Source organism: Mycolicibacterium sp. HS_4_1 (genome assembly GCF_054515875.1).
Genome location: NZ_CM137261.1, coordinates 782,276 through 800,352 on the forward strand (window position 1 = coordinate 782,276; position 18,077 = coordinate 800,352).

Consider the following 18,077-nt stretch of genomic DNA (forward strand, 5'->3'; position numbering starts at 1 on the left):
CGATGAACGACAACCGAGTCGCTTCAGCAGTCAACGCGATGCGTACTGCGCTGTCGAAAAACCAACTGGTCCTCATCCTCGGCGCAGGCATCTCGGCGGCCGCGACCAACCGCCACCCCCTGAGCTCGTGGACGGGTCTGGTGAACCATGCCATCGACCGATGTGTCGAACTTGGCCATCGTGACAAAACATGGGCCGAGCGCGCCAAAGCCGATGTCAACAGTCCATACGATGACGACCTTATAGCTGCAGCCGAGAAAGCAACCAGCGGGTTGGGCGGGCGCCTGGGTGCGGACTACGGCAAATGGCTGCGGGAAGCCGTCGGTTCACTTCATATCGAAGATACCGCTCTTACTGATGTCATTCGGCGCTACGCAGAGCGTGGATCACTTATCGCAACGACGAATTACGACGACATCGCGTCAGATGCGACAGGATGGCCGACTGTCACCTGGCGCGACAACACGACAATCCAGCGCGTGTTTCATCGCGACGATCATGCGATCATCCACCTACACGGCTATTGGCGTGACCCGATATCAGTTGTGTTCGGTGCGTCCTCTTACGCGGACGTGCTCAATGATCAGCATTCCGCTGAATTTCTTCGAATGTTGGTGTGGGGCAAGACAGTTCTCTTCTGCGGCTTCGGTGCCGGTCTGCGCGATCCCAACTTCACCGCGCTTCGGAACTGGCTGCGCACCTATCCGAATAGCGAATACTCGCATTACCGCCTCGTGCGCAATGATGACGTTCAGGCGGCCGAGACCGAACATCGCCCCGAAGAACACATCACCGTAGTGCCGTTTGGTTCCAACCACTCGGACCTGCCAGAGTTCCTGGCCTCCATCCTGTCCAGTGACCCATTTCGTGCCGTCGACGATTCTGACGTATCGCGACCTGCGCCTCGCACCTCACCGACCGGCCCAACCATTCCCATCGTCACCCCGCTCGCGAACCAGGATTCGCGAAACAACCTGTCCGAGATGGCTGCCCGCTTCGCTACAGTGAAAGCTGTTGCCGCCGACACCTACGACCCGCGGGTTGACGCTGAAGGCGAAGTCGTCGATCCCGCAGTCCGCGATGTATACATCCGCTTCCAGAATTTGTTCGCCGACGAAGCAGAATTCGTGGTCAGGGCGGCTGCCGCATCGGAGCTGACGCAAGCCGAGGCAGACGCGGCACTCGGCGTTGGCCGGCGACTCGCGGTCCTACTGGACAACCCACCGCAACACTGATCGTCGTCGTGGGCTGGCAGTGGGGCGCGGGTACGAGCATGGATGAAGCTGCCGGAATGGCTGGAATCGACGAACGGAACCGTGAGCTCAGGGCGTGGTCAACGCAGACACTGCAGATCTGCTGCGTCACCACTATGCCCACGACCCCGAACTGGGCCACGATGCCATCAAAACTGTTCACGCCATCGACGCACGCATCTCGTCGTGAATCTTTAATACGTTGCACCACAACAAATCCTCTGACCGCTGGCCAGTGCGCGGGCGGTGTGGGTTCAGTCGTTGCCGTATTCGGGTTCGAACTCGTCGGGGCCTTCCTCGCGAAACTCGAACGACGACGGCAAGTCGGCGTAGCTCACGGCTTCGGGGCCCCGCAGCAGTAGACCGCACGATCGGCATCCGAATTCGTCGGTCGCTATTTCCCGAACGGTGTAGATGTAGTTGTCGTTCTCGTCGTAGTCGTATACGTCCTCGGATTCCAGGGTAGTGCCGCCGCGAAGTGTGCCCTCGTTGCCGCAGGCCGGGCACGTGTGCCCGGAAATATAGTCGAAGTGGCCGCTGGCGCGGGACCGGATAGCGGCGAGGTCTGCCTCGGTGAGTTCATCGCGTTGCAGCCGCTGGTACATCAGCTTCGCGCGATCGATGAGCGCTTGGGCCCGCTGCTCTGCGTGTTGCCGTGACCGCGCCAGGATGGTGTTGATTTCGTCTTCGCGGTCGGCGCCGACCAGGTCGGCAAGTTCCTTGCCCTGTTCGGCGAGCAAGATGCTCACTAACGGCCAGTACTCCTCCCACCAGCGTTCAGCGGGGATTCCGGTACAAAATGGCGCCCCGGAATGTAGATAGCCATTGCGGTTGCCCGCAATCCGCTTCGCCCTGACAAGGTCGAATCCTTTCGACAGCGACTGACATCGCATGAATACCGTCTTGGCCTGTACCGACACAAAATGCGATGCGTCCTCATGCAATCCGGTGGCAATGAGTAGCGACTGCGCGTCGGGGGTGATATCGGCAATCAAGGCTGGGTTGACCTTAGTCAGCGCTGCTTTGCCGAGCAGTTCGAGCGCGCATGCCGCCCAGAATGCCCGCTCCTCGAAATCATCGGTGAGGTTGAGGGCTCGGTTGGTGAACGCCACCGCCTTGAGCCAGATCGGCTCGTAGTCGAAAGACCTGTCCGCCATCAGACACCCACGCCCGACAACAGCAGTCGATGGAGCTCTCGGTCCTGGGCCGCGCTCGCATCGTCGCGCGCATGCAGGACGTGGTGGTTGTCGACGATGAGTATCTCCCTGGGGTCGCGCCAGATGTGCGAGTAATCAGGCGAACTCGACGATATTGCATGAGCAAGGCGGCGCGACCGCGGATCGACGGGACTCATGCAGCCGGGATCGAATCGGACACAGTCCTGTGACAACCCATCGGCAAACTGGCCGACCCGATAGAACCCGTTGGTGCCCGCGTCCACGCGAAACACTCCCAATCGCATGTCCTCGTTGATCTCCAGTGAAGGGTGAGGTACCGGAAACCGCAGCAGATGCGTCGGCACGTCCCGAGCTCCCGTACTTTTGGCGGCCAACAACACGAAATCCGGCGGCATGTCCAGATGTGCGCCGTCGGTGTGGAACGGGAACGCTCCAGAACCAAACTGCCCGCTCAGCGAGCGGGCGGGCGCTTGCTGCTCGGTCCGCGGACGAAGTACCTGCACGTCATCGTCGGAGGACCGCGCGCGCACGATGCGAGCGTATGGCTCCCGTCCGCATTCGGTGGCCTGCCGCAGCCCGTCTGCGAGCTCCATGAGGTCACCGCGGACGACATGCCAACCGGCCCGTCTGGCCTTCGACAATGCGACATGCACCGATGCCCGCACGTGCGCGGCGATTTCCTCCAACGCCTTCACCCTTTGCTCCAGTGAAATGGACTGAACCACATAGCCTTTCGAGACGGTACCAAATTGTGGGCCCAGATTTGTCGTCCGAGTTCAGAAAACACATTGCGCTGCCTCATCTGGCAGTTAGACCATGAGGCGGTCGGACATGCGAAGCGGTGGCGGAGAGGTGACCATGACCAACAGTGCATTCACGATCCTCGAGGATGTCGTGTGGCCGCCGCGGCTGAATCTGCCTAGCAGGCTGCCGGCCCTGGTCTACCTCGATCTCAACCACTACATCAATATGGCCAAAGTCGTCCTTAGCAAGGTGGCGCCGGACGGCAACAGGGAGCTTCTGACCAGTGCACGTCGGGCCGCGGCCGATGGCCGCGCAGTGTTCGTTCTGTCGGCAACACACCTGATGGAGGTCACCGCGATCAAGGATCCTCGGCAGCGCGCCGATATCGCCGATGTCATGGGTGAGCTGTCGAACTTCACCTACATGCTGGGCAGGCCTCTCATTCAGCAGTTCGAGGTCGAAGGCTCGCTCGCCGAGCTGGTCGGCCCGCAGATCTTCGACCTCAAGCCGCTGGACTTGCTCGGCTTCGGCGCTGGCTACCCGTTCGGCCTTGTGACGTCAGTGTCACTCGAGGGCGAAGGGGCCGCGGCCGCCGACAGGATCCGCGAGAACGCTGGCCAGCAGACCCTCGATCAGTTCCTGGCTGTCCTGCAGCGTGAGGCTCAACTGTTCTTCCTCAACGGCGGCGACACTGGGCATCCCGCCGGGAACTGGCGGTCGATTCTCGACAGCCGCGCCAATCGAGAGATTGCGCAGGCCGCAGCGATCGACGCAGACCCCGGCTATCCGATGGACAAGCTGCGCTCGATCGTCACAGTCAACGAAGTCGGCGTCGAGCTCAAGGAGATCATCGCTGGCCAGCTTGCAGAGTCCGGGCGCGCACCCGATGAGGTCCTGCCCACACCGGAGATTGCTCATCGGTTCACCGACGGCATGCCCTCGACCCGCGTGGCGATCGCGATGAAGACCCACTACTTCAAAAATGCGTCCAAGAACTGGACCTCCAATGACGTACACGACATCGACGCATTGGCCGTCGCGGTGGCGTACTGCGATGCCGTCTACTCGGACAAGCAGGCGATGCATGCGGTCAGGTCTAGTCGCGAACTGAACGTCTTCGGCACGGTTCTGCCACGCACGCCGTTGGAGATGGCCGACTGGCTTGACCGGCAACCGGCGGTCCCCGCAGCGGGATAGACCCGGCGCGTTCCGAAATCGGGCTTGCCGCGTTCCGCGCGCCAAAACGTCAACCAGGTTATCCAGGGCTCTCGGGGTTTTCTACAGGTCCCCGGGGGCGGGGAACCTATCGAAATAGGTGTCGAAAACCCACAGGGACGCCTCATGCTAGACGGCGAACTGCTGATGGCGGTATTTGGGCTCGCGTTGAGGTGTCTGTGATGCGAGCGTGGCGATCACGTCCCGTGAGGGTCAAGCGGCTGGTCTGTAGGTAGGCCTGTCCAATTTCGGGCGCTCAGGCGGCTTCGAGTTGCTCTTGCGTTTTGTGCATGAATCGGCAATTACGTTGCGGCCCAGACTAAACCGATCGTCTCACCGTGTTGTCCGGCGCCTCCGGTATGCCACCTCGACGAAAGGTCGTTCCGTTGGGCCTGCCGGTGCGGGGACTTTCGGCCCTAATCATGCGGCTGCACTGGCGGGATAGTGATCGAGAATCTGGTGGGTCCGCAAGCCGAATCCATTGCACGGCAGATGAGTTCCAGACACCGACGCAGCCCACGAGGACTACCCGCCGGCCTGGTCTGACCAAGGAGCGCCAATGGCACGAGTCGTCATCCTCGGCGCCGGCATCGCAGGACACACAGCGGCCCTGCATCTGCGCCGCTGGCTACCCGACACGCACGAGGTCGTCGTAATCTCCCCCAACGCCGACTGGAACTGGATCCCATCGAACATCTGGGTCGGCGTCGGCCGGATGGACGCCAAGAAGGTCCTGATTCCGCTCGCGCCGATTTACAAGCGTAAGGGGATCATCTTCCACCAAGGGTTGGCCACCGCAATCCGCCCGGAGGGGACCGCGGATAACTCGTCGCCGTCGGTGGACTTCACCTACACCGACGAACAGCGCCGGGGCCAGAGCGCCACCCTCACCTACGACTACCTCATCAATGCCACCGGCCCCCAGCTGAACTTCGCGGCCACACCCGGGCTCGGTCCCGACGGACACTCGTATTCGGTATGCACCGCCGACCACGCTGTCGAAGCGGCCAGAGCGCTGGGCGAGGTCATCGCCAAGCTCAAGGCCGGCGAGAAACAGCGCCTTGTCATCGGTGTCGGTCACGGCACCTGCACCTGCGAGGGCGCCGCATTCGAATACGCCTTCAACGTCGAGCACGTGCTGCGCGCCGCCGGCGTGCGTGACCTCGCCGACATCGTCTACCTCACCAACGAATACGAGCTGGGCGACTTCGGCGTCAACGGCATGACCTTCGTCGACAAAGGCTTCGTCCAGTCCAGCCGGCTATGGACCGAGTCGCTGTTCCGCGAGCGCGGCGTCAGGGCCATCACCCAAGCCGCGGTGCACGAGGTCATGGACGGCAAGCTGCGGTATGAGCAGCTCGACGGCACGGAGCACGAACTGGACTTCGACTTCGCGATGCTGCTGCCGCCGTTCAAGGGCGCCAGCCTCACCGCCTATGACAAGAACGGCAACGACATCACGTCCACCCTGTTCGCGCCGTCGGGCTTCCTCAAGGTCGACGCCGACTACTCGGGAAAGCCGTATGACCAGTGGTCCGCCGCAGATTGGCCGCACACCTACGAGTCGAGCGCCTACCCGAACATCTTCGCCCCAGGCATCGCCTTCGCGCCGCCGCACCCGATCTCCCAGCCGCGCACCAGTGTCACCGGAACGGTCATTACCCCCAGCCCGCCGAGAACAGGCATGCCGTCGGGCGTCATGGCAAAAACAGTGGCCGAGACCATCCGCGACCGCATCAAGCACCCCGGCGCCGCCGCCCACCGCGCCTCCATGGCCACCATGGGCGCGGCGTGCGTCGCGTCGGCCGGCACCGGCCTGCGCAAGGGCTCAGCCGCCGCGATGACGATGTACCCGGTGGTGCCCGACCGCTCGACATATCCGGAGACCGGCCGCGACATCGCCGGCACGTCCGGTGAGCTGGGCCTGGCTGGTCACTGGATCAAGCTGCTGCTGCACTACCTGTTCATCTACAAGGCCAAGGCCAGACCGCTGTGGTGGTTGATCCCGGAGTGAAAGGCGTTGCCATGTATGACAACAACAGCGACTCGGAGGTGAACCTCCGGACGGCCGAGCGCATCGCCGAAGCCCCGCTGCCCACGCGCGCGACAATGCGGATGCGTCAAAACCTGGCCGTCCAATTCTGGCGGTTCGTCCGCATCAACCTCAAAATGATCAGGATCATCGCCAGCGGAAATCACTAACCACGGAGCCGTCGTCACTATCAGCTCCCATCGACCGCCCTACGCACGCCAGTTGACGTCTATGAAGGGCCCCGCATCTACCCCACCCGATCTGGCCGAGTTCGTCCGCTGAGCCGGTTGGTTGCCATGATGGGTCGATGCGCGAGTCCACATAGCTGACCACCCATCCGTTGCGATGCCGAGGCGCCGCCCATAGGCGCGGCAACAAAGGACGGACTGCTGGTAGCAGCGGAAGGTTAGCGCTGCCGCGCGACGATGACCGGCACCCGGGCCGCGTGAACCACCGCGGTGCCGACCGACCCGAGCAACATTCCGGCGAATCCACCTCGGCCTCGGCTACCCACGACGACCAGTTGGGCCTGCTCGGCTTCAGCCAGAAGTTGGTGGGCGGGCTGATCCACGACCACCACACGGCGCACCCGCACATCGGGGTAGCGCTCCTGCCACCCGGCGAGGCGCTCGGCCAACTCTTCCTCGGCCGCAGACCCGATAACTGACCACTGCGCAGTGGGGAGCTCGGACACGTCGGCATCCCACCAGGCGTGCACCGCCACTAGTTCAACTCCGCGCCATGAGGCTTCATCAAAGGCGATGCCGGTGGCCAGCTCCGAGGCCGGCGAGCCGTCGATCCCCACTACAACCGGTGCCTGCGGTCCCGGAGCTGCTTCATCGTGGATCACCGCGACCGGGCAGTGAGCGTGATGCACCAGCGCGGTACTGACCGATCCGAGCAATACGCGCTGCAGTGGCCCGCGTCCTCGGCAGCCGACCGCGATCATCTGCGCCTCGTTACTCAGATCGATCAGCGCGGGCACGAGCGGGGACAGCAACACTTCGGTCGTGATCTGCACCACATCACAGTCTTTGGCGGCTTCACAGGCGACACGCCGCGCTTCTTCAAGGATCTGCTGGCCCTGTTCGTCCCGCCATGGACCGAGGTCCGCGGGGGTATCCGCGGGGGTATCGGTCGGTGTCTGCGGCCAATCCGACCAGCCCTGCAGCGGGACCGACATTCCGTGCACGATCGTGAGCGCGACATTGCGCATCGCGGCCTCACGCGCCGCCCACCGCACAGCCGCCGTAGAACGGTCCGACCCGTCGACTGCGACCAGAATTCCCCGATGCGTCGACCCGTCCGGCATTTTCGCTTCTCGCTTCCACTCGTCGTCGCCCGAAAGTCACTGCCACTCAGGACGGTAGGAGCGCGAGTACATCCCGGTCACGGGGCCTTCGTCACCGCATTAGGGGTCATCAGGCCCGGGCCCGGGTCGAGCCGGCTCGGGCGTTCCGAAATCGGGCTCGCGATCGCGCCGTGTTCGTCGTATCGATCGATCCATCGATGCCGTCGGTACCGGACTCAGATGGTCCGTTTCAGCCCGACGTGGGCGGCGCGGTAGCCGAGCCGGTCGTAGAACGCTCGAGCCCGTTCTCGTGCCTCGTCGGTGGTCACCTGCGCGAGTTGAGCTCCGTGAGCCCGTCCGTAGTTGTGTGCCCACTCGACGACTGCGGTTCCCAGACCGCGTCCGCGTTCGGCGCCGGCCACCCGGAGTCCCTCGATCTGCAGCCGGGTGGAGCCACCGCGGGAGAGCCCGGGGATGACCGTCAACTGCACGGTTGCGACGATCACGCCGGAACTGTCCCGGACCACCCCCAAGTAGTTCGAACGATCGCGCACCACGACGTCATAGGCAGCCTCGTACCGCTCCAGCTCGGCGCCTTCACGATCCTCGCCGAATTCGTCGTCGGACAGCAGTGCGGCAATCGCCGCCACGTCTTCGCGGGCCGCTCGCTGAATGCGAAATGTGCGATCGGCGACCCGGAGCAGACCGCGCACCGAGGATTGCGCCAGCGCCTGCAGGCGCGCCACCAGCAGGTCGAGCCAGGCCCCGACATTCGTCCGCGCCTCGGGGGTATCGGGATAGCGACAGCGCAGATGCAGGCCGGACTCGTTTTGGATGAACCAGAGCATGACGCCGTCGGTGTCGATGGTGGCACCCACATATTGAGCGTCGAGTCCGACCGCGTCGATGCGCACGGGGAGGCGGCGCAGATCCAGCCAGGAAATCGCGAACATGCCTGGCGCCATGGGCATTCCGCCCCAGGGCGCCAGTATCTCGGCCAGTGGCCATGAGCCGAGTTGCACCGCTTCCCTGACTGCCTCGGCTGCGGCCCCCGGCTCGGCAATCGCTGACTCGAGGACAGAATTGGTGATGAACCAGCCCACCGAGTCGTGCCAAGTGTCTTCGAATCGACTGTGTACCGGGAAGACGGCCCGCAGCGGTGCATCCGCCAACTCGCGGGTGACGGCAGTCATGGCAACCACCGCGAGGGCGAGCGTCGAGACGCCGTCGTTGCGGGCCTGCACGGAGAACGCGGCGCCGTCGTCGACATCGAACACATCGCGCACTTCGACGCGCTCCGGATGGGTTCCAGAGTTACCCAACGGCAGCGGAAATCGCGGCATCACCCCGCCGCTTTCGCTGATGATGTGTGCCCACCGTGCGCGTACAGGTTCCGGCGCAGTAGGACGGTCCAGCAGTGCCTGTGTGTGCTCGACGAACGCCGGGACCGAGGCGGAAGCGAACGGACGGCCGGCGAGCGCCGCCAGCAGGTCCCGCGCGATCACCAGCATCGACCACATGTCGACGTGGGCATGGTCGGCAGCGATGACCACCGTCAATCCTGCGGCAGTCTCCAAAACACACAACCGGTGCGAGGGCCGCTGAAAGGGGGAACACGTCGCGTTGAGTACAGCCTGCAGGGCGTCGTTGACCGCCTGTCCCGGAGCGATCTGATGCTCGACCCAGCTGCCAGGGCCGACGTTGATCTCATACAGCTGCGGGTCGCCGTCCGGGCCAGGTGTGAAAGCCGTTCGTAGGGTGCCGTGGCGCGCGATCACCGCCAGCCACGCGTCCGCCAGCGATTCGCGGCTGACGCTTGCAGGTAACCGAATGGACAGGGCCATCCAAGAGCCGGGCCGGTCGCCTGCACCAACGTGTATGTGCTGGTCAAAGGACACCGGAAGCTGCCGACCGAGGCCAGACGACGACACGTCGTAGCCCCAGAGTCGTCCGAACGGCAGCCGCAGGTGCGCCACGTTGGTGAGTCGCATGGCGGTACCCTAGCGCTCCGGATAGCCTGAATGCTCGGTCAGCGCGGTCGGCTCCGCGGTGAGGTGGCCGGTCATGAAAAGAGTTGCGTGATGCCCACTTTCGTGGTCCCCGGAGCAGAGCTTGCGGTTGAGCTCAGCGACGAAGGTGGTCATCCGGTGGTTCAGTTGCACGGGCTGACGTCCAGTCGCGCGCGTGACCGAGTGCTCAACCTCGACCTGGGTAGAGGACTCAGCGGGACGCGGTTGTTGCGCTACGACGCCCGCGGTCACGGCAAGTCGACGGGCCGAAAGGTCCCGGAAGACTACCGGTGGGAGAACCTCGCCGAGGATCTACTGCGACTGCTCGACCAATGGTTTCCAGGCGAACGGGTGCACGGAGTCGGGCCGTCCATGGGAACCGGCACGCTGCTGCACGCTGCTGCCCGTGAGCCGGACCGCTTCGCCGGTCTCACGCTGATGGTGCCGGCCACCGCATGGGAGACCCGGGCGGCACAGGCCGCGAATTATGCTGCTGCGGCGGAGCTTATCGAAACTGAGGGCGTCGGGGCATTCATCGCTTCGACGCGCGGCGTGAGTCCGCCCCCCGCCACGGTCGGGGCGCCCGAAACGGTTCCCGATGTCGCCGATGCGCTGCTGCCGTCGCTGTTTCGTGGTGCCGCTCTCAGTGATCTGCCGGCCCCTGAGGCCCTCACCCGCATCGATGTGCCGACCACGATTCTGGCTTGGGTCGGGGACGTCGCGCACCCGTTGTCGACCGCGGAGTCGCTGGCCGCACTGCTGCCCCAGTCGACGCTCACCGTTGCCCACACCCCGGGTGATGTCCAGACCTGGCCCAAGATTCTCAGCGACGACGTCGCCCGTCGTGGCTAGGTAGCCGGGGCGACGCTGATAGACCACAAAGGCGGTGAGCCCCGCCCCGAACTGTGGTGACGAGATGTGATGTGCGGATATCTCCGAGTATTTACGTAATTGCAGAATCGCTCGTTCGCGGCGCCGAATTCCATGACCATGTCGGAGCAAATGTCAAATCGCAGCAATCGTGGTAATGACGTTCTCTGATTGTCTACACTTCCGTCGAAATGTGTGAATTTGACATGAACGCGTGCGATCCCGTCGATATCGTGCGCCAACTCGACGCGACGGGTGTCGCACGGGTAGCAAACGCAGTCCAATGGGACTGGGTGATTGATTCTCGGGCCGAAATCGATCGCTGGCTGGCCGCGTTCGGTGAGCGCGACCATTTCGTCCTGTCGCCGCAGGAAGGACACCTTCAGTCGATTCACGCGTTCATGGGCAGCGACTCAGTTCGTGAATTTCTCGACAGTATCGTCCGCCAGCGGTTCCCGGACCGTGCTCATGAACTGGCCGGGACTGCCGTGCGTATCGTGGCCGGGCCGCATGCCGACGGTGATGCCTGGTGGTTCCACTACGACGCCAGCGTGGTGACCATGGTTGTCCCGCTGTTCATCCCCGACGCAGGACCGGGCCAGTCGGGTGAGCTGGTCGGCTACTTCAACAAGCGGCCGTTCCGTCGTTCGGTGATAGTGAACATCGTCGAGAAGATCGTCCACCAGAGTGCGTCGTTCCGGCAGCGGATCTTGGAAAGCCTCGGCCGCCCCGGCGGCCCGACCGTGGTCGACATGAATGTCGGTGACGTGTACTTGTTTTGGGGCTACCGCAGCCTGCATGCCAACATGCCGATCGCCTCAGGGCAGCGGCGAGTCACGTTGCTCATTCACTACGGTCAGCCGCACGCGCCCGGCGGGGTATTGGCGGCAGCGAGGCGCCTGCACTGGGCGTGGCGCGGGCGCGGTGACGCCGCGGACCAGCCGGCCGCCGCAAGGGCGTACTGACCGCCGTGGTCCGCGGCTCGCTGGAATTTAGCGGCAGGTGTTGGCGCTGACCCAGCGCCCGTTCCAGCCCACGCAGCCCTGGACGGGCGGCGGCGGGGGAGGCGGCGGCATGTCCTCGGGTAGCGGTGCGTAGTACGCCGGCGGCGGCACGTACGGAGCGACGGCGCCGAAGTCGGTGCATCCGCTGACCGTGATGCGGCGTCCGGCGCCGAAGCAGACGTCGGCACTCGCGGTGCCTGCGGGGATGATGGCGAGCAACCCGGGTACAGCTGCTGTGGCCAGCGCGGCGGCGATCAGCCGACGATGGGGGCGTAACGGTGCGGTAGACATCATTCGCCCAGCAGCGGCGCGTCGGGCTGTGCCAGGCCGCAGCGTTCCCGGAAATCGGTCATGGGCTGACGGATTCCCCGAAGTTCGTCGTGCGCTTGCGGGTTTGCGTCGAAGAAGGCGCGCACGTCTTTGGCCACCTCATCGCGCGGCTTGCCCTGCAGGCTGGCGTAGAAGTCGTTGACGTCCGGGTGGGTGAACAGGTAGGCGGAGGCCGCTGCGGCGACGCCCGCAGCGACACCGGCCAGGTCCGCGGGAGTGCAGTTGGGTGCCTTCGGCGCGTCGGCCAGCGCCTGACCCGACATCGGCAGGGCTATGGACATCGCGGCCATTACGGCCATTGCGGCTCCTGCAGCAGCCACGACCGCCCGCTGGGCGACCGATTTGGTGAACACCATTGCCGTAATCCTCTCCGCAGTGCCAATTCGCGCCGGTTGACCACCAGACACAGCCGGACTGTAGCAGGCAGATTGACCCTGCCGACATTTTCTGCAGCAGTGCGGGTTACATCCGCACGCGGTTGCTGAATTGCGTTCTGGTGACTCGCCGGGTAGGTGTTCACGATCGGTCATGGCAAGGGAAGCTCGCGGTGGCACCGAATAGTGCCGCCGAAGCCGTTTTCGCATGCCGTCGACGTTTTCGATCTGGCCGACCGCGGGGCTGACCACCACTTCGTGCGTGGAGGCTGCGCGTAAGGTCTATTATCTGCGTATGAATGCAGGTAACGAGGTGCCGGCGCCCCTCGCCGACGACCAGGTGCGGCTGGTGGTCGAAGTGTTCCGGATGCTCGCCGACCCGACGCGCGTCCATCTTCTGTGGGCGTTGAGCGATTCCGAGCTGTCGGTCAACGAACTGGCCGAGCGGGTCGCCAAGCCGGCCCCGTCGGTGTCACAGCATCTTGCGAAGCTCCGGATGGCCCGCCTGGTGCAGACGCGCCGTTCCGGGACGTCGATCTTCTACAGCCTGGAGAACGAGCACGTCCGCCAATTGGTGGTGGATGCCGTCCACAATGCCGAGCATGCCGGACCCGGTGTCCCGGCCCACCACCGGCAGGATCCCGATGTCCGGAATCTGGATGCGGGTACGCGAAAGGTCCGCCGACAGTGAGCGGGCCGCACCATCGCGGTCAGGGACATACGCACGACCACGGTCATGCGCACGACCACGGTCATGCGCACGACCATGGTCATGACCATGACCATGACCATGACCACGACGACGGGCACGGGCACTCCCACGGCATCTGGGGCACGGTGAAGGGGATCTTCGCGCCGCACTCGCACGACGCGGCGGACAGCGTGGACAGTGCACTCGAATCGAGCGCGGCGGGCATCCGGGCCGTGAAGATCAGCCTGCTGGTGCTGGGACTCACCGCGCTGCTGCAGATCGTCATCGTGGTGATATCGGGGTCGGTCGCGCTCGCGGCCGATACGATTCACAACTTCTCCGATGCCCTGACCGCGGTGCCGCTGTGGATCGCATTTGCCTTGGGTACCAAGGCCGCAACCCGCCGCTACACGTATGGCTTCGGCCGGGTGGAAGACGTCGCGGGGCTGTTCGTGATTGGCATGATCACGCTGTCAGCGATCATCGCCGGCTACGAGGCGGTGCAGCGATTGTTCCACCCACACGTCATCGATCACGTGGGTTGGGTGGCACTGGCCGGGCTCGTCGGCTTCCTCGGAAACGAGACCGTGGCGGTCTACCGCATCCGCGTGGGTCGTCAGATCGGTTCGGCGGCGCTGGTCGCGGACGGCATCCATGCGCGTACCGACGGGTTCACCTCACTGGCGGTGCTATTCGGCGCCGCCGGCGTGGCGCTGGGATATCCGCTGGCCGACCCGATCGTCGGGTTGATCATCACGGTCGCGATCCTGGCCGTGCTGCGCACCGCGGTGCGAGATGTGTTCCGCCGCTTGCTCGATGGCGTCGACCCGGCACTCGTGGATACCGCCGAGCGGTCCCTGGCGGCCGAACCGGGGGTGCGCTCGGTGCACAGCGTGCGGATGCGCTGGATGGGCCACCGCCTGCATGCTGACGTCGAACTCGACCTCGATCCGGAGCTCAGCCTGGCGCAGGCCCACCAGATCGCCCACGACGCCGAACATCACCTGGTCCACGCAGTGCCGAAGCTCACGACGGCACTGATTCACGCGTATCCCGCGCGCTAGAGGCGAATCGCACCGAGCTGGCGCAGTTGGGTCAAGGTGTCGACCACACCCCAGACCTCGGCGATCTGCCCGTCGGCGAACCGGATGACGAATATCTCTTCGTACACCACGGCTTTCCCTGTAGGTGCCAGGCCGCGGTACTCGCCGCGGTGCGTCCCGGTCACCGTCTGGCGCGAGGCGATCTTGTCATGATCGACGATGGTGTCCTCGACGATGACGTGGATGTCCGGGAATGCCCGCAGCAGCAGGCGCCATATCTGCTTCATCGTTTCGGTGCCGGAACCCGCGGCCAGCGGCGAATGGACGACGGCGTCGGGCAGGAAGATCTCATCGATGGTGCTCACGATGTCGTCGATGTCACCGCTGTTGCAGCTGCAGTGGAATCGTTCGAAGGTCGCGACGTTGGTGCTCGTGGGTGTCGTGGACACGCGTTCTCCTCGCCTCGCTGATTACGTCGACCGTCGCAAGGACGGTTGGACGACGGCGTAGCCGGCATCGGCACTGATGCGCCCCTCGGCGACCGCCCCGAGCAACCCGACCAGCCCCCACGATAGGAAGGTGGCATCCGGTTCGTCCATCTGTTGGTCGGAGAGGATGTCGGCCACCATTTGGCGGGCCCCGCGGATCACGACCGCGCTGCTCTTCGGGCCGAGCAAGGTGCGGTACACCTCGGGGTGGCCTTCGGCGAGGTCGAAGAGTGTGCGCACCGAATCGGAGTTCCGCTCGGCTATCGCTGCCCGCAGGTATTCGGTGCCGCTGACCACCAGCAGGTCGTCCTTGCTGCGGTAGTGGGCATAGAACGTCGAGCGCCCCACATCGGCGCGGTCGAGGACATCCTGCACGGTCACCCGGTCGTAGCCATGCTCGATCATCAGCTCGATCAGCGCACGGTGCCAAAGTGGCGCGGGTGCGTCCGAGGGGCATTGGTGGCGGCTCTGGCCGAGCTCGTGGGCCCGGGCGGCGAGGTCCTCGGCGTGGACGCCGCGCCGGCGATGGTCGAGTATGTCCGCGCGCACTCGCGCCGATCGAACTGCCGGTTCGAACACGGTGTCGCGCAAGCACTTGACCTGCCGGACCGCTCGTTCGACGTGGTCACGTGCACCTTCGCGATGCACCACATCCCGGAAGGCGACCGGGACGCAGCCATCGCCGAGATGTGGCGGGTGCTGCGACCGGGCGGGTCCCTGCTGCTGGCGGATCTGGCGAACGTGGGTCTGCACGGGCTGTTGACCCGGCTCCTCAGCAAGCATATGGATCCAGAATCCATCGGCATCCGCCGATATCGGGATATGTTGACAGACAACGGTTTCCAGCAGGTCGGGACAGCATTGATTCGGCCTGCGACGCGCATCCTCACCGCGATCAAGCCCGCTTGACACTTTCAGCTGTCCGGCTTGAACTCCCACAGTTGTGGTGTGCCGCCGGTCAAATCAGCGGTTCCGAGCCGCTGCCAGGGGAGATGCTGCGGCCCCGGCGGGCTGCCGGCGCATCCGCTCAGTGCCAGAACACCGGCGATTGCCAACGTCAGCAGGTCAGCCGGCGTCGCCCGCACGGTCCGCCAGCCCGAGTCGCAGGTGCTCGCTGTGGTAGACGGCCTCATCCAACAGTTGCGCGACGTGATTGTCGTACAGGCTGTAGACGATGCTGCGGCCACTGCGAGTGCCGGTCACGAGCCCGAGGTTGCGCAGCAGTCGGAGCTGGTGGGAGACGAGGGACTGTTCCAGTCCGATCGAGTCGGCGAGGTCGGTGACGGAGCAGGCGCCTTGGCGCAGCTCGGTGAGGATCATCAACCGGCTCGGGGTGGCGAGCGCCTGCAACGTGGTGGCCACCTGAGCTGCGGCGTCGGCGTCGAGACGCCCGGTCGGGCGATCACGCCCCTCGACACCATGTCCCATCGTTCCAGTGTACTAAGACGCACACATGAAGACATATTCATTTGTTCTGATAACGTTGGTTGCATGTTTTTGCGAGGTGCGTCGTGGCGACGGTGACTCAGGCCGACCGGCCCGCGGCGGCCGGCGTGGCGGTGAACCGGTTGCGCCGGGGTTGGTTCAGCCTGCCCGAGATGTGCTGGGCTGCAGCGGCTTTGGCAATTTTCTTAGTCGGGCTGCTGGTGCAGCTGGCCGGCGGGCCGGTGTGGGTGTGGTGGGTGTTGGATCTGGCCTGCTACGTGACCGGCGGCTGGGAACCGGCACTGGCCGGATTGCAGGCCCTGCGGGAAAAGACCCTCGATGTCGACCTGCTGATGGTCGTCGCCGCCATCGGTGCGGCGTCCATCGGTCAGGTCACCGACGGCGCTCTCCTGATCGTCATCTTCGCGACCTCTGGTGCCCTCGAAGCGCTGGCGACCGCACGTACCGAGGATTCGGTCCGAGGTCTGCTGGACCTCGCCCCCGACACCGCGACGCGAGAGACGGGCGGCGGCGAGCAGGTGGTGCCTGCCGCGGAGTTGGCCATCGGCGACGTGGTGCTGGTGCGGCCCGGGGAGCGGATCTCCGCCGATGCCACGGTGATCGATGGCGCCAGTGAGGTCGACCAGGCGACCATCACGGGCGAACCGCTGCCGGTCGACAAGGGCGTTGGCGACGAGGTGTTCGCCGGAACCCTCAACGGCACGGGGGCCTTGCGGATCCGGGTGGACCGCCGGGCTGCCGAATCGGTGGCCGCACGTATCGCGGCGCTGGTCGAAGAGGCAGCACAGACGAAGGCGCGTACCCAGTTGTTCATCGAGAAGGTCGAGCAGCGCTACTCGATCGGCATGGTCGCCGTCACCCTCGCGGTCTTCGTAGTCCCTCTGCTCGCGGGCGACTCGGTGCGGGAGGCGTTGCTGCGCGCCATGACCTTCATGATCGTCGCGTCCCCGTGCGCGGTGGTGCTGGCCACGATGCCGCCGCTGTTGGCGGCGATCGCCAATGCCGGACGTCACGGCGTGCTGGTCAAGTCGGCGGTGGTGATGGAACAACTCGGCGCGACGACCCGGGTGGCCTTCGACAAGACCGGAACGCTGACGCGTGGCACCCCGGAACTCGCACAAATCCACGTCCTGGCAGGTGATTTCACCGAGGAACGCGTGCTGATGCTGGCGGCGGCGGCGGAGCATCCCAGCGAGCACCCGGTGGGTGCGGCCATCGTCCGTGCGGCGCAGGCACGCGGCCTGGCGCTGCCGCGCGCCACCGACTTCGTGGCAGCACCCGGCCGCGGGGTCCGGGCCACCATTGACGGCCGGGTGATCAGCGTGACTTCTCCCGCGGCCGCTGCGGATGGCGCTGCGGCAGCAGCAGTCGAACAGCGTGGCCACACCGCGGTGGTCGTGAGCGTCGACGGTCGCACTGTCGCTGTCCTCGGATTGACCGACCAACTGCGCCCTGACGCCGCGATGGCGGTCGCGACTGTCACGACCGTGACTGGCCGGCAGCCGGTGCTGCTCACCGGCGACAATCACTCTGTCGCAAGACAATTGGCTGACGCCGTCGGCATCGCCGAGGTGCGCGCCGGACTGCTGCCACACGACAAGGTTGACGCGGTCCGGGACCTGCAGGCCGACGGCAGCCGGCTGGCCATGGTCGGTGACGGCATCAACGACGCGCCCGCACTGGCGGCCGCGAATTCTGGTATCGCGATCGGCGGCGCGGGCGCCGACCTGACGTTGCAGACCGCCGACGCCGTCGTCATCGGCGATGAGTTGCGTGCCATCCCGGCGGTCATCGCGCTGTCTCGCCGGGCCCGCCGCGTGGTGATGGCCAACCTGGCCATCGCGGCGACATTCATCGCGGTACTGGTGGTCTGGGACCTGGCCGGAACGCTGCCCTTGCCCTTGGGCGTGGCTGGCCACGAGGGTTCGACGATCATCGTCGGGCTCAACGGCCTGCGACTGCTGCGGCGTGGCGCGTGGGGTGTACCCGCCGGGTGACGCTCTGCCGGCAACGCGAAGGAGTTGTGAGCAGTGGTTCGCGCTGGGAGCTGTCAGTGTCGGGTGACAATGTCAGCATGTGGTGACAACGTCAGCATGAGCTGACAGCTCC

The 18,077-nt window shown here is 65.1% G+C and carries 19 protein-coding genes; 10 read left to right on the plus strand and 9 right to left on the minus strand.

Annotated elements, in window-relative coordinates:
• Positions 1–2: 2 nt before the first annotated feature.
• The gene (locus tag ACX12F_RS03685) at positions 3–1,235 is read left to right on the plus strand and encodes an SIR2 family NAD-dependent protein deacylase (RefSeq protein WP_165682368.1); all 1,233 of its coding nucleotides are present in this window, start codon (positions 3–5) and stop codon (positions 1,233–1,235) included.
• Between the two features lie 272 nt (positions 1,236–1,507).
• Here ACX12F_RS03685 and ACX12F_RS03690 read toward each other — a convergent pair whose 3' ends face one another.
• Both ACX12F_RS03690 and ACX12F_RS03695 read right to left on the minus strand, forming a co-directional pair.
• Positions 1,508–2,365 (minus strand): hypothetical protein, encoded by an 858-nt coding sequence (locus ACX12F_RS03690; RefSeq protein ID WP_459368304.1) that lies wholly within the window; start codon positions 2,363–2,365, stop codon positions 1,508–1,510.
• A 44-nt stretch (positions 2,366–2,409) separates the two neighbouring features.
• Entirely contained in the window at positions 2,410–3,126 is a 717-nt protein-coding gene (locus tag ACX12F_RS03695; protein ID WP_165682366.1) for a Fe(II)-2OG oxygenase family protein, read from the minus strand.
• 163 nt (positions 3,127–3,289) lie between these two features.
• Between ACX12F_RS03695 and ACX12F_RS03700 the strand changes: the two genes are divergently transcribed.
• The 3 genes from ACX12F_RS03700 to ACX12F_RS03710 all read left to right on the plus strand — a co-directional run bounded on the left by ACX12F_RS03700 (position 3,290) and on the right by ACX12F_RS03710 (position 6,592).
• Positions 3,290–4,372: a hypothetical protein gene (locus tag ACX12F_RS03700; protein ID WP_165682365.1), complete on the plus strand. Its 1,083-nt coding sequence runs from the start codon at positions 3,290–3,292 to the stop codon at positions 4,370–4,372.
• 577 nt (positions 4,373–4,949) lie between these two features.
• Positions 4,950–6,404, plus strand: coding sequence for an NAD(P)/FAD-dependent oxidoreductase (locus tag ACX12F_RS03705; RefSeq protein ID WP_459368305.1), 1,455 nt, complete (start codon positions 4,950–4,952; stop codon positions 6,402–6,404).
• Between the two features lie 11 nt (positions 6,405–6,415).
• Entirely contained in the window at positions 6,416–6,592 is a 177-nt protein-coding gene (locus ACX12F_RS03710; RefSeq protein WP_459368306.1) for a hypothetical protein, read from the plus strand.
• A gap of 236 nt (positions 6,593–6,828) precedes the next feature.
• Here ACX12F_RS03710 and ACX12F_RS03715 read toward each other — a convergent pair whose 3' ends face one another.
• Together ACX12F_RS03715 and ACX12F_RS03720 are read right to left on the minus strand one after the other, a co-directional pair.
• The gene (locus ACX12F_RS03715) at positions 6,829–7,734 is read right to left on the minus strand and encodes a universal stress protein (RefSeq protein ID WP_459368307.1); all 906 of its coding nucleotides are present in this window, start codon (positions 7,732–7,734) and stop codon (positions 6,829–6,831) included.
• 215 nt (positions 7,735–7,949) lie between these two features.
• A complete protein-coding gene (locus tag ACX12F_RS03720) occupies positions 7,950–9,704 on the minus strand; it encodes a GNAT family N-acetyltransferase (protein WP_459368308.1) in 1,755 nt (584 codons plus the stop codon).
• Between the two features lie 90 nt (positions 9,705–9,794).
• Between ACX12F_RS03720 and ACX12F_RS03725 the strand changes: the two genes are divergently transcribed.
• Together ACX12F_RS03725 and ACX12F_RS03730 are read left to right on the plus strand one after the other, a co-directional pair.
• Positions 9,795–10,574 (plus strand): alpha/beta fold hydrolase, encoded by a 780-nt coding sequence (locus ACX12F_RS03725; RefSeq protein WP_459368309.1) that lies wholly within the window; start codon positions 9,795–9,797, stop codon positions 10,572–10,574.
• 209 nt (positions 10,575–10,783) lie between these two features.
• Complete coding sequence (locus ACX12F_RS03730; protein WP_459368310.1) at positions 10,784–11,557, plus strand: hypothetical protein; 774 nt, start codon at positions 10,784–10,786, stop codon at positions 11,555–11,557.
• A gap of 27 nt (positions 11,558–11,584) precedes the next feature.
• Here the strand turns inward: ACX12F_RS03730 and ACX12F_RS03735 are convergent, their stop codons facing one another.
• Both ACX12F_RS03735 and ACX12F_RS03740 read right to left on the minus strand, forming a co-directional pair.
• On the minus strand, positions 11,585–11,890 hold the full coding sequence (locus ACX12F_RS03735; RefSeq protein WP_459368311.1) for a hypothetical protein: 306 nt from the start codon (positions 11,888–11,890) through the stop codon (positions 11,585–11,587).
• Positions 11,887–12,282, minus strand: a complete 396-nt coding sequence (locus ACX12F_RS03740) for a heme-binding protein (protein WP_459368312.1) — start codon at positions 12,280–12,282, stop codon at positions 11,887–11,889. Before ACX12F_RS03740 ends, ACX12F_RS03735 begins: the two co-directional genes overlap by 4 nt.
• 313 nt (positions 12,283–12,595) lie before the next feature.
• Here ACX12F_RS03740 and ACX12F_RS03745 point away from each other — a divergent pair, with 313 nt between their 5' ends.
• On the plus strand, positions 12,596–12,991 hold the full coding sequence (locus ACX12F_RS03745; RefSeq protein WP_459368313.1) for an ArsR/SmtB family transcription factor: 396 nt from the start codon (positions 12,596–12,598) through the stop codon (positions 12,989–12,991).
• Positions 12,988–14,055: a cation diffusion facilitator family transporter gene (locus ACX12F_RS03750; RefSeq protein ID WP_459368314.1), complete on the plus strand. Its 1,068-nt coding sequence runs from the start codon at positions 12,988–12,990 to the stop codon at positions 14,053–14,055. The genes ACX12F_RS03745 and ACX12F_RS03750 overlap by 4 nt, the downstream gene beginning before the upstream one ends.
• On the opposite strand, the gene ACX12F_RS03755 is transcribed toward ACX12F_RS03750, so the two are convergent.
• A complete protein-coding gene (locus ACX12F_RS03755) occupies positions 14,052–14,483 on the minus strand; it encodes an ester cyclase (RefSeq protein ID WP_459368315.1) in 432 nt (143 codons plus the stop codon). The genes ACX12F_RS03750 and ACX12F_RS03755 overlap by 4 nt on opposite strands.
• Before the next feature lie 21 nt (positions 14,484–14,504).
• The gene (locus tag ACX12F_RS03760; protein WP_459368316.1) at positions 14,505–14,927 is read right to left on the minus strand and encodes a TetR/AcrR family transcriptional regulator; all 423 of its coding nucleotides are present in this window, start codon (positions 14,925–14,927) and stop codon (positions 14,505–14,507) included.
• On the opposite strand from ACX12F_RS03760, the gene ACX12F_RS03765 reads away from it, so the two are divergent.
• Positions 14,916–15,431 (plus strand): class I SAM-dependent methyltransferase, encoded by a 516-nt coding sequence (locus tag ACX12F_RS03765; RefSeq protein ID WP_459368317.1) that lies wholly within the window; start codon positions 14,916–14,918, stop codon positions 15,429–15,431. The two genes, ACX12F_RS03760 and ACX12F_RS03765, sit on opposite strands and share 12 nt — an antisense overlap.
• Before the next feature lie 156 nt (positions 15,432–15,587).
• Here the strand turns inward: ACX12F_RS03765 and ACX12F_RS03770 are convergent, their stop codons facing one another.
• The gene (locus ACX12F_RS03770) at positions 15,588–15,950 is read right to left on the minus strand and encodes an ArsR/SmtB family transcription factor (protein ID WP_459368318.1); all 363 of its coding nucleotides are present in this window, start codon (positions 15,948–15,950) and stop codon (positions 15,588–15,590) included.
• An 83-nt stretch (positions 15,951–16,033) separates the two neighbouring features.
• On the opposite strand from ACX12F_RS03770, the gene ACX12F_RS03775 reads away from it, so the two are divergent.
• Positions 16,034–17,965 carry a heavy metal translocating P-type ATPase gene (locus ACX12F_RS03775; protein ID WP_459368319.1) on the plus strand — a complete coding sequence of 644 codons (1,932 nt, stop codon included), beginning with the start codon at positions 16,034–16,036 and terminating at the stop codon, positions 17,963–17,965.
• The last annotated feature ends 112 nt before the right edge of the window (positions 17,966–18,077 follow it).

Coding starts and splice junctions, on each gene's coding strand:
- ACX12F_RS03705 (WP_459368305.1), top strand. CDS start 4,950: ATGGCACGAGTCGTCATCCTCGGCGCCGGCATCGCAGGACACACAGCG.
- ACX12F_RS03710 (WP_459368306.1), top strand. CDS start 6,416: ATGTATGACAACAACAGCGACTCGGAGGTGAACCTCCGGACGGCCGAG.
- ACX12F_RS03700 (WP_165682365.1), top strand. CDS start 3,290: ATGACCAACAGTGCATTCACGATCCTCGAGGATGTCGTGTGGCCGCCG.
- ACX12F_RS03720 (WP_459368308.1), bottom strand. CDS start 9,704: ATGCGACTCACCAACGTGGCGCACCTGCGGCTGCCGTTCGGACGACTC.
- ACX12F_RS03725 (WP_459368309.1), top strand. CDS start 9,795: ATGCCCACTTTCGTGGTCCCCGGAGCAGAGCTTGCGGTTGAGCTCAGC.
- ACX12F_RS03770 (WP_459368318.1), bottom strand. CDS start 15,950: ATGGGACATGGTGTCGAGGGGCGTGATCGCCCGACCGGGCGTCTCGAC.
- ACX12F_RS03760 (WP_459368316.1), bottom strand. CDS start 14,927: ATGATCGAGCATGGCTACGACCGGGTGACCGTGCAGGATGTCCTCGAC.
- ACX12F_RS03730 (WP_459368310.1), top strand. CDS start 10,784: ATGTGTGAATTTGACATGAACGCGTGCGATCCCGTCGATATCGTGCGC.
- ACX12F_RS03685 (WP_165682368.1), top strand. CDS start 3: ATGAACGACAACCGAGTCGCTTCAGCAGTCAACGCGATGCGTACTGCG.
- ACX12F_RS03740 (WP_459368312.1), bottom strand. CDS start 12,282: ATGGTGTTCACCAAATCGGTCGCCCAGCGGGCGGTCGTGGCTGCTGCA.
- ACX12F_RS03715 (WP_459368307.1), bottom strand. CDS start 7,734: ATGCCGGACGGGTCGACGCATCGGGGAATTCTGGTCGCAGTCGACGGG.
- ACX12F_RS03745 (WP_459368313.1), top strand. CDS start 12,596: ATGAATGCAGGTAACGAGGTGCCGGCGCCCCTCGCCGACGACCAGGTG.
- ACX12F_RS03765 (WP_459368317.1), top strand. CDS start 14,916: ATGCTCGATCATCAGCTCGATCAGCGCACGGTGCCAAAGTGGCGCGGG.
- ACX12F_RS03735 (WP_459368311.1), bottom strand. CDS start 11,890: ATGATGTCTACCGCACCGTTACGCCCCCATCGTCGGCTGATCGCCGCC.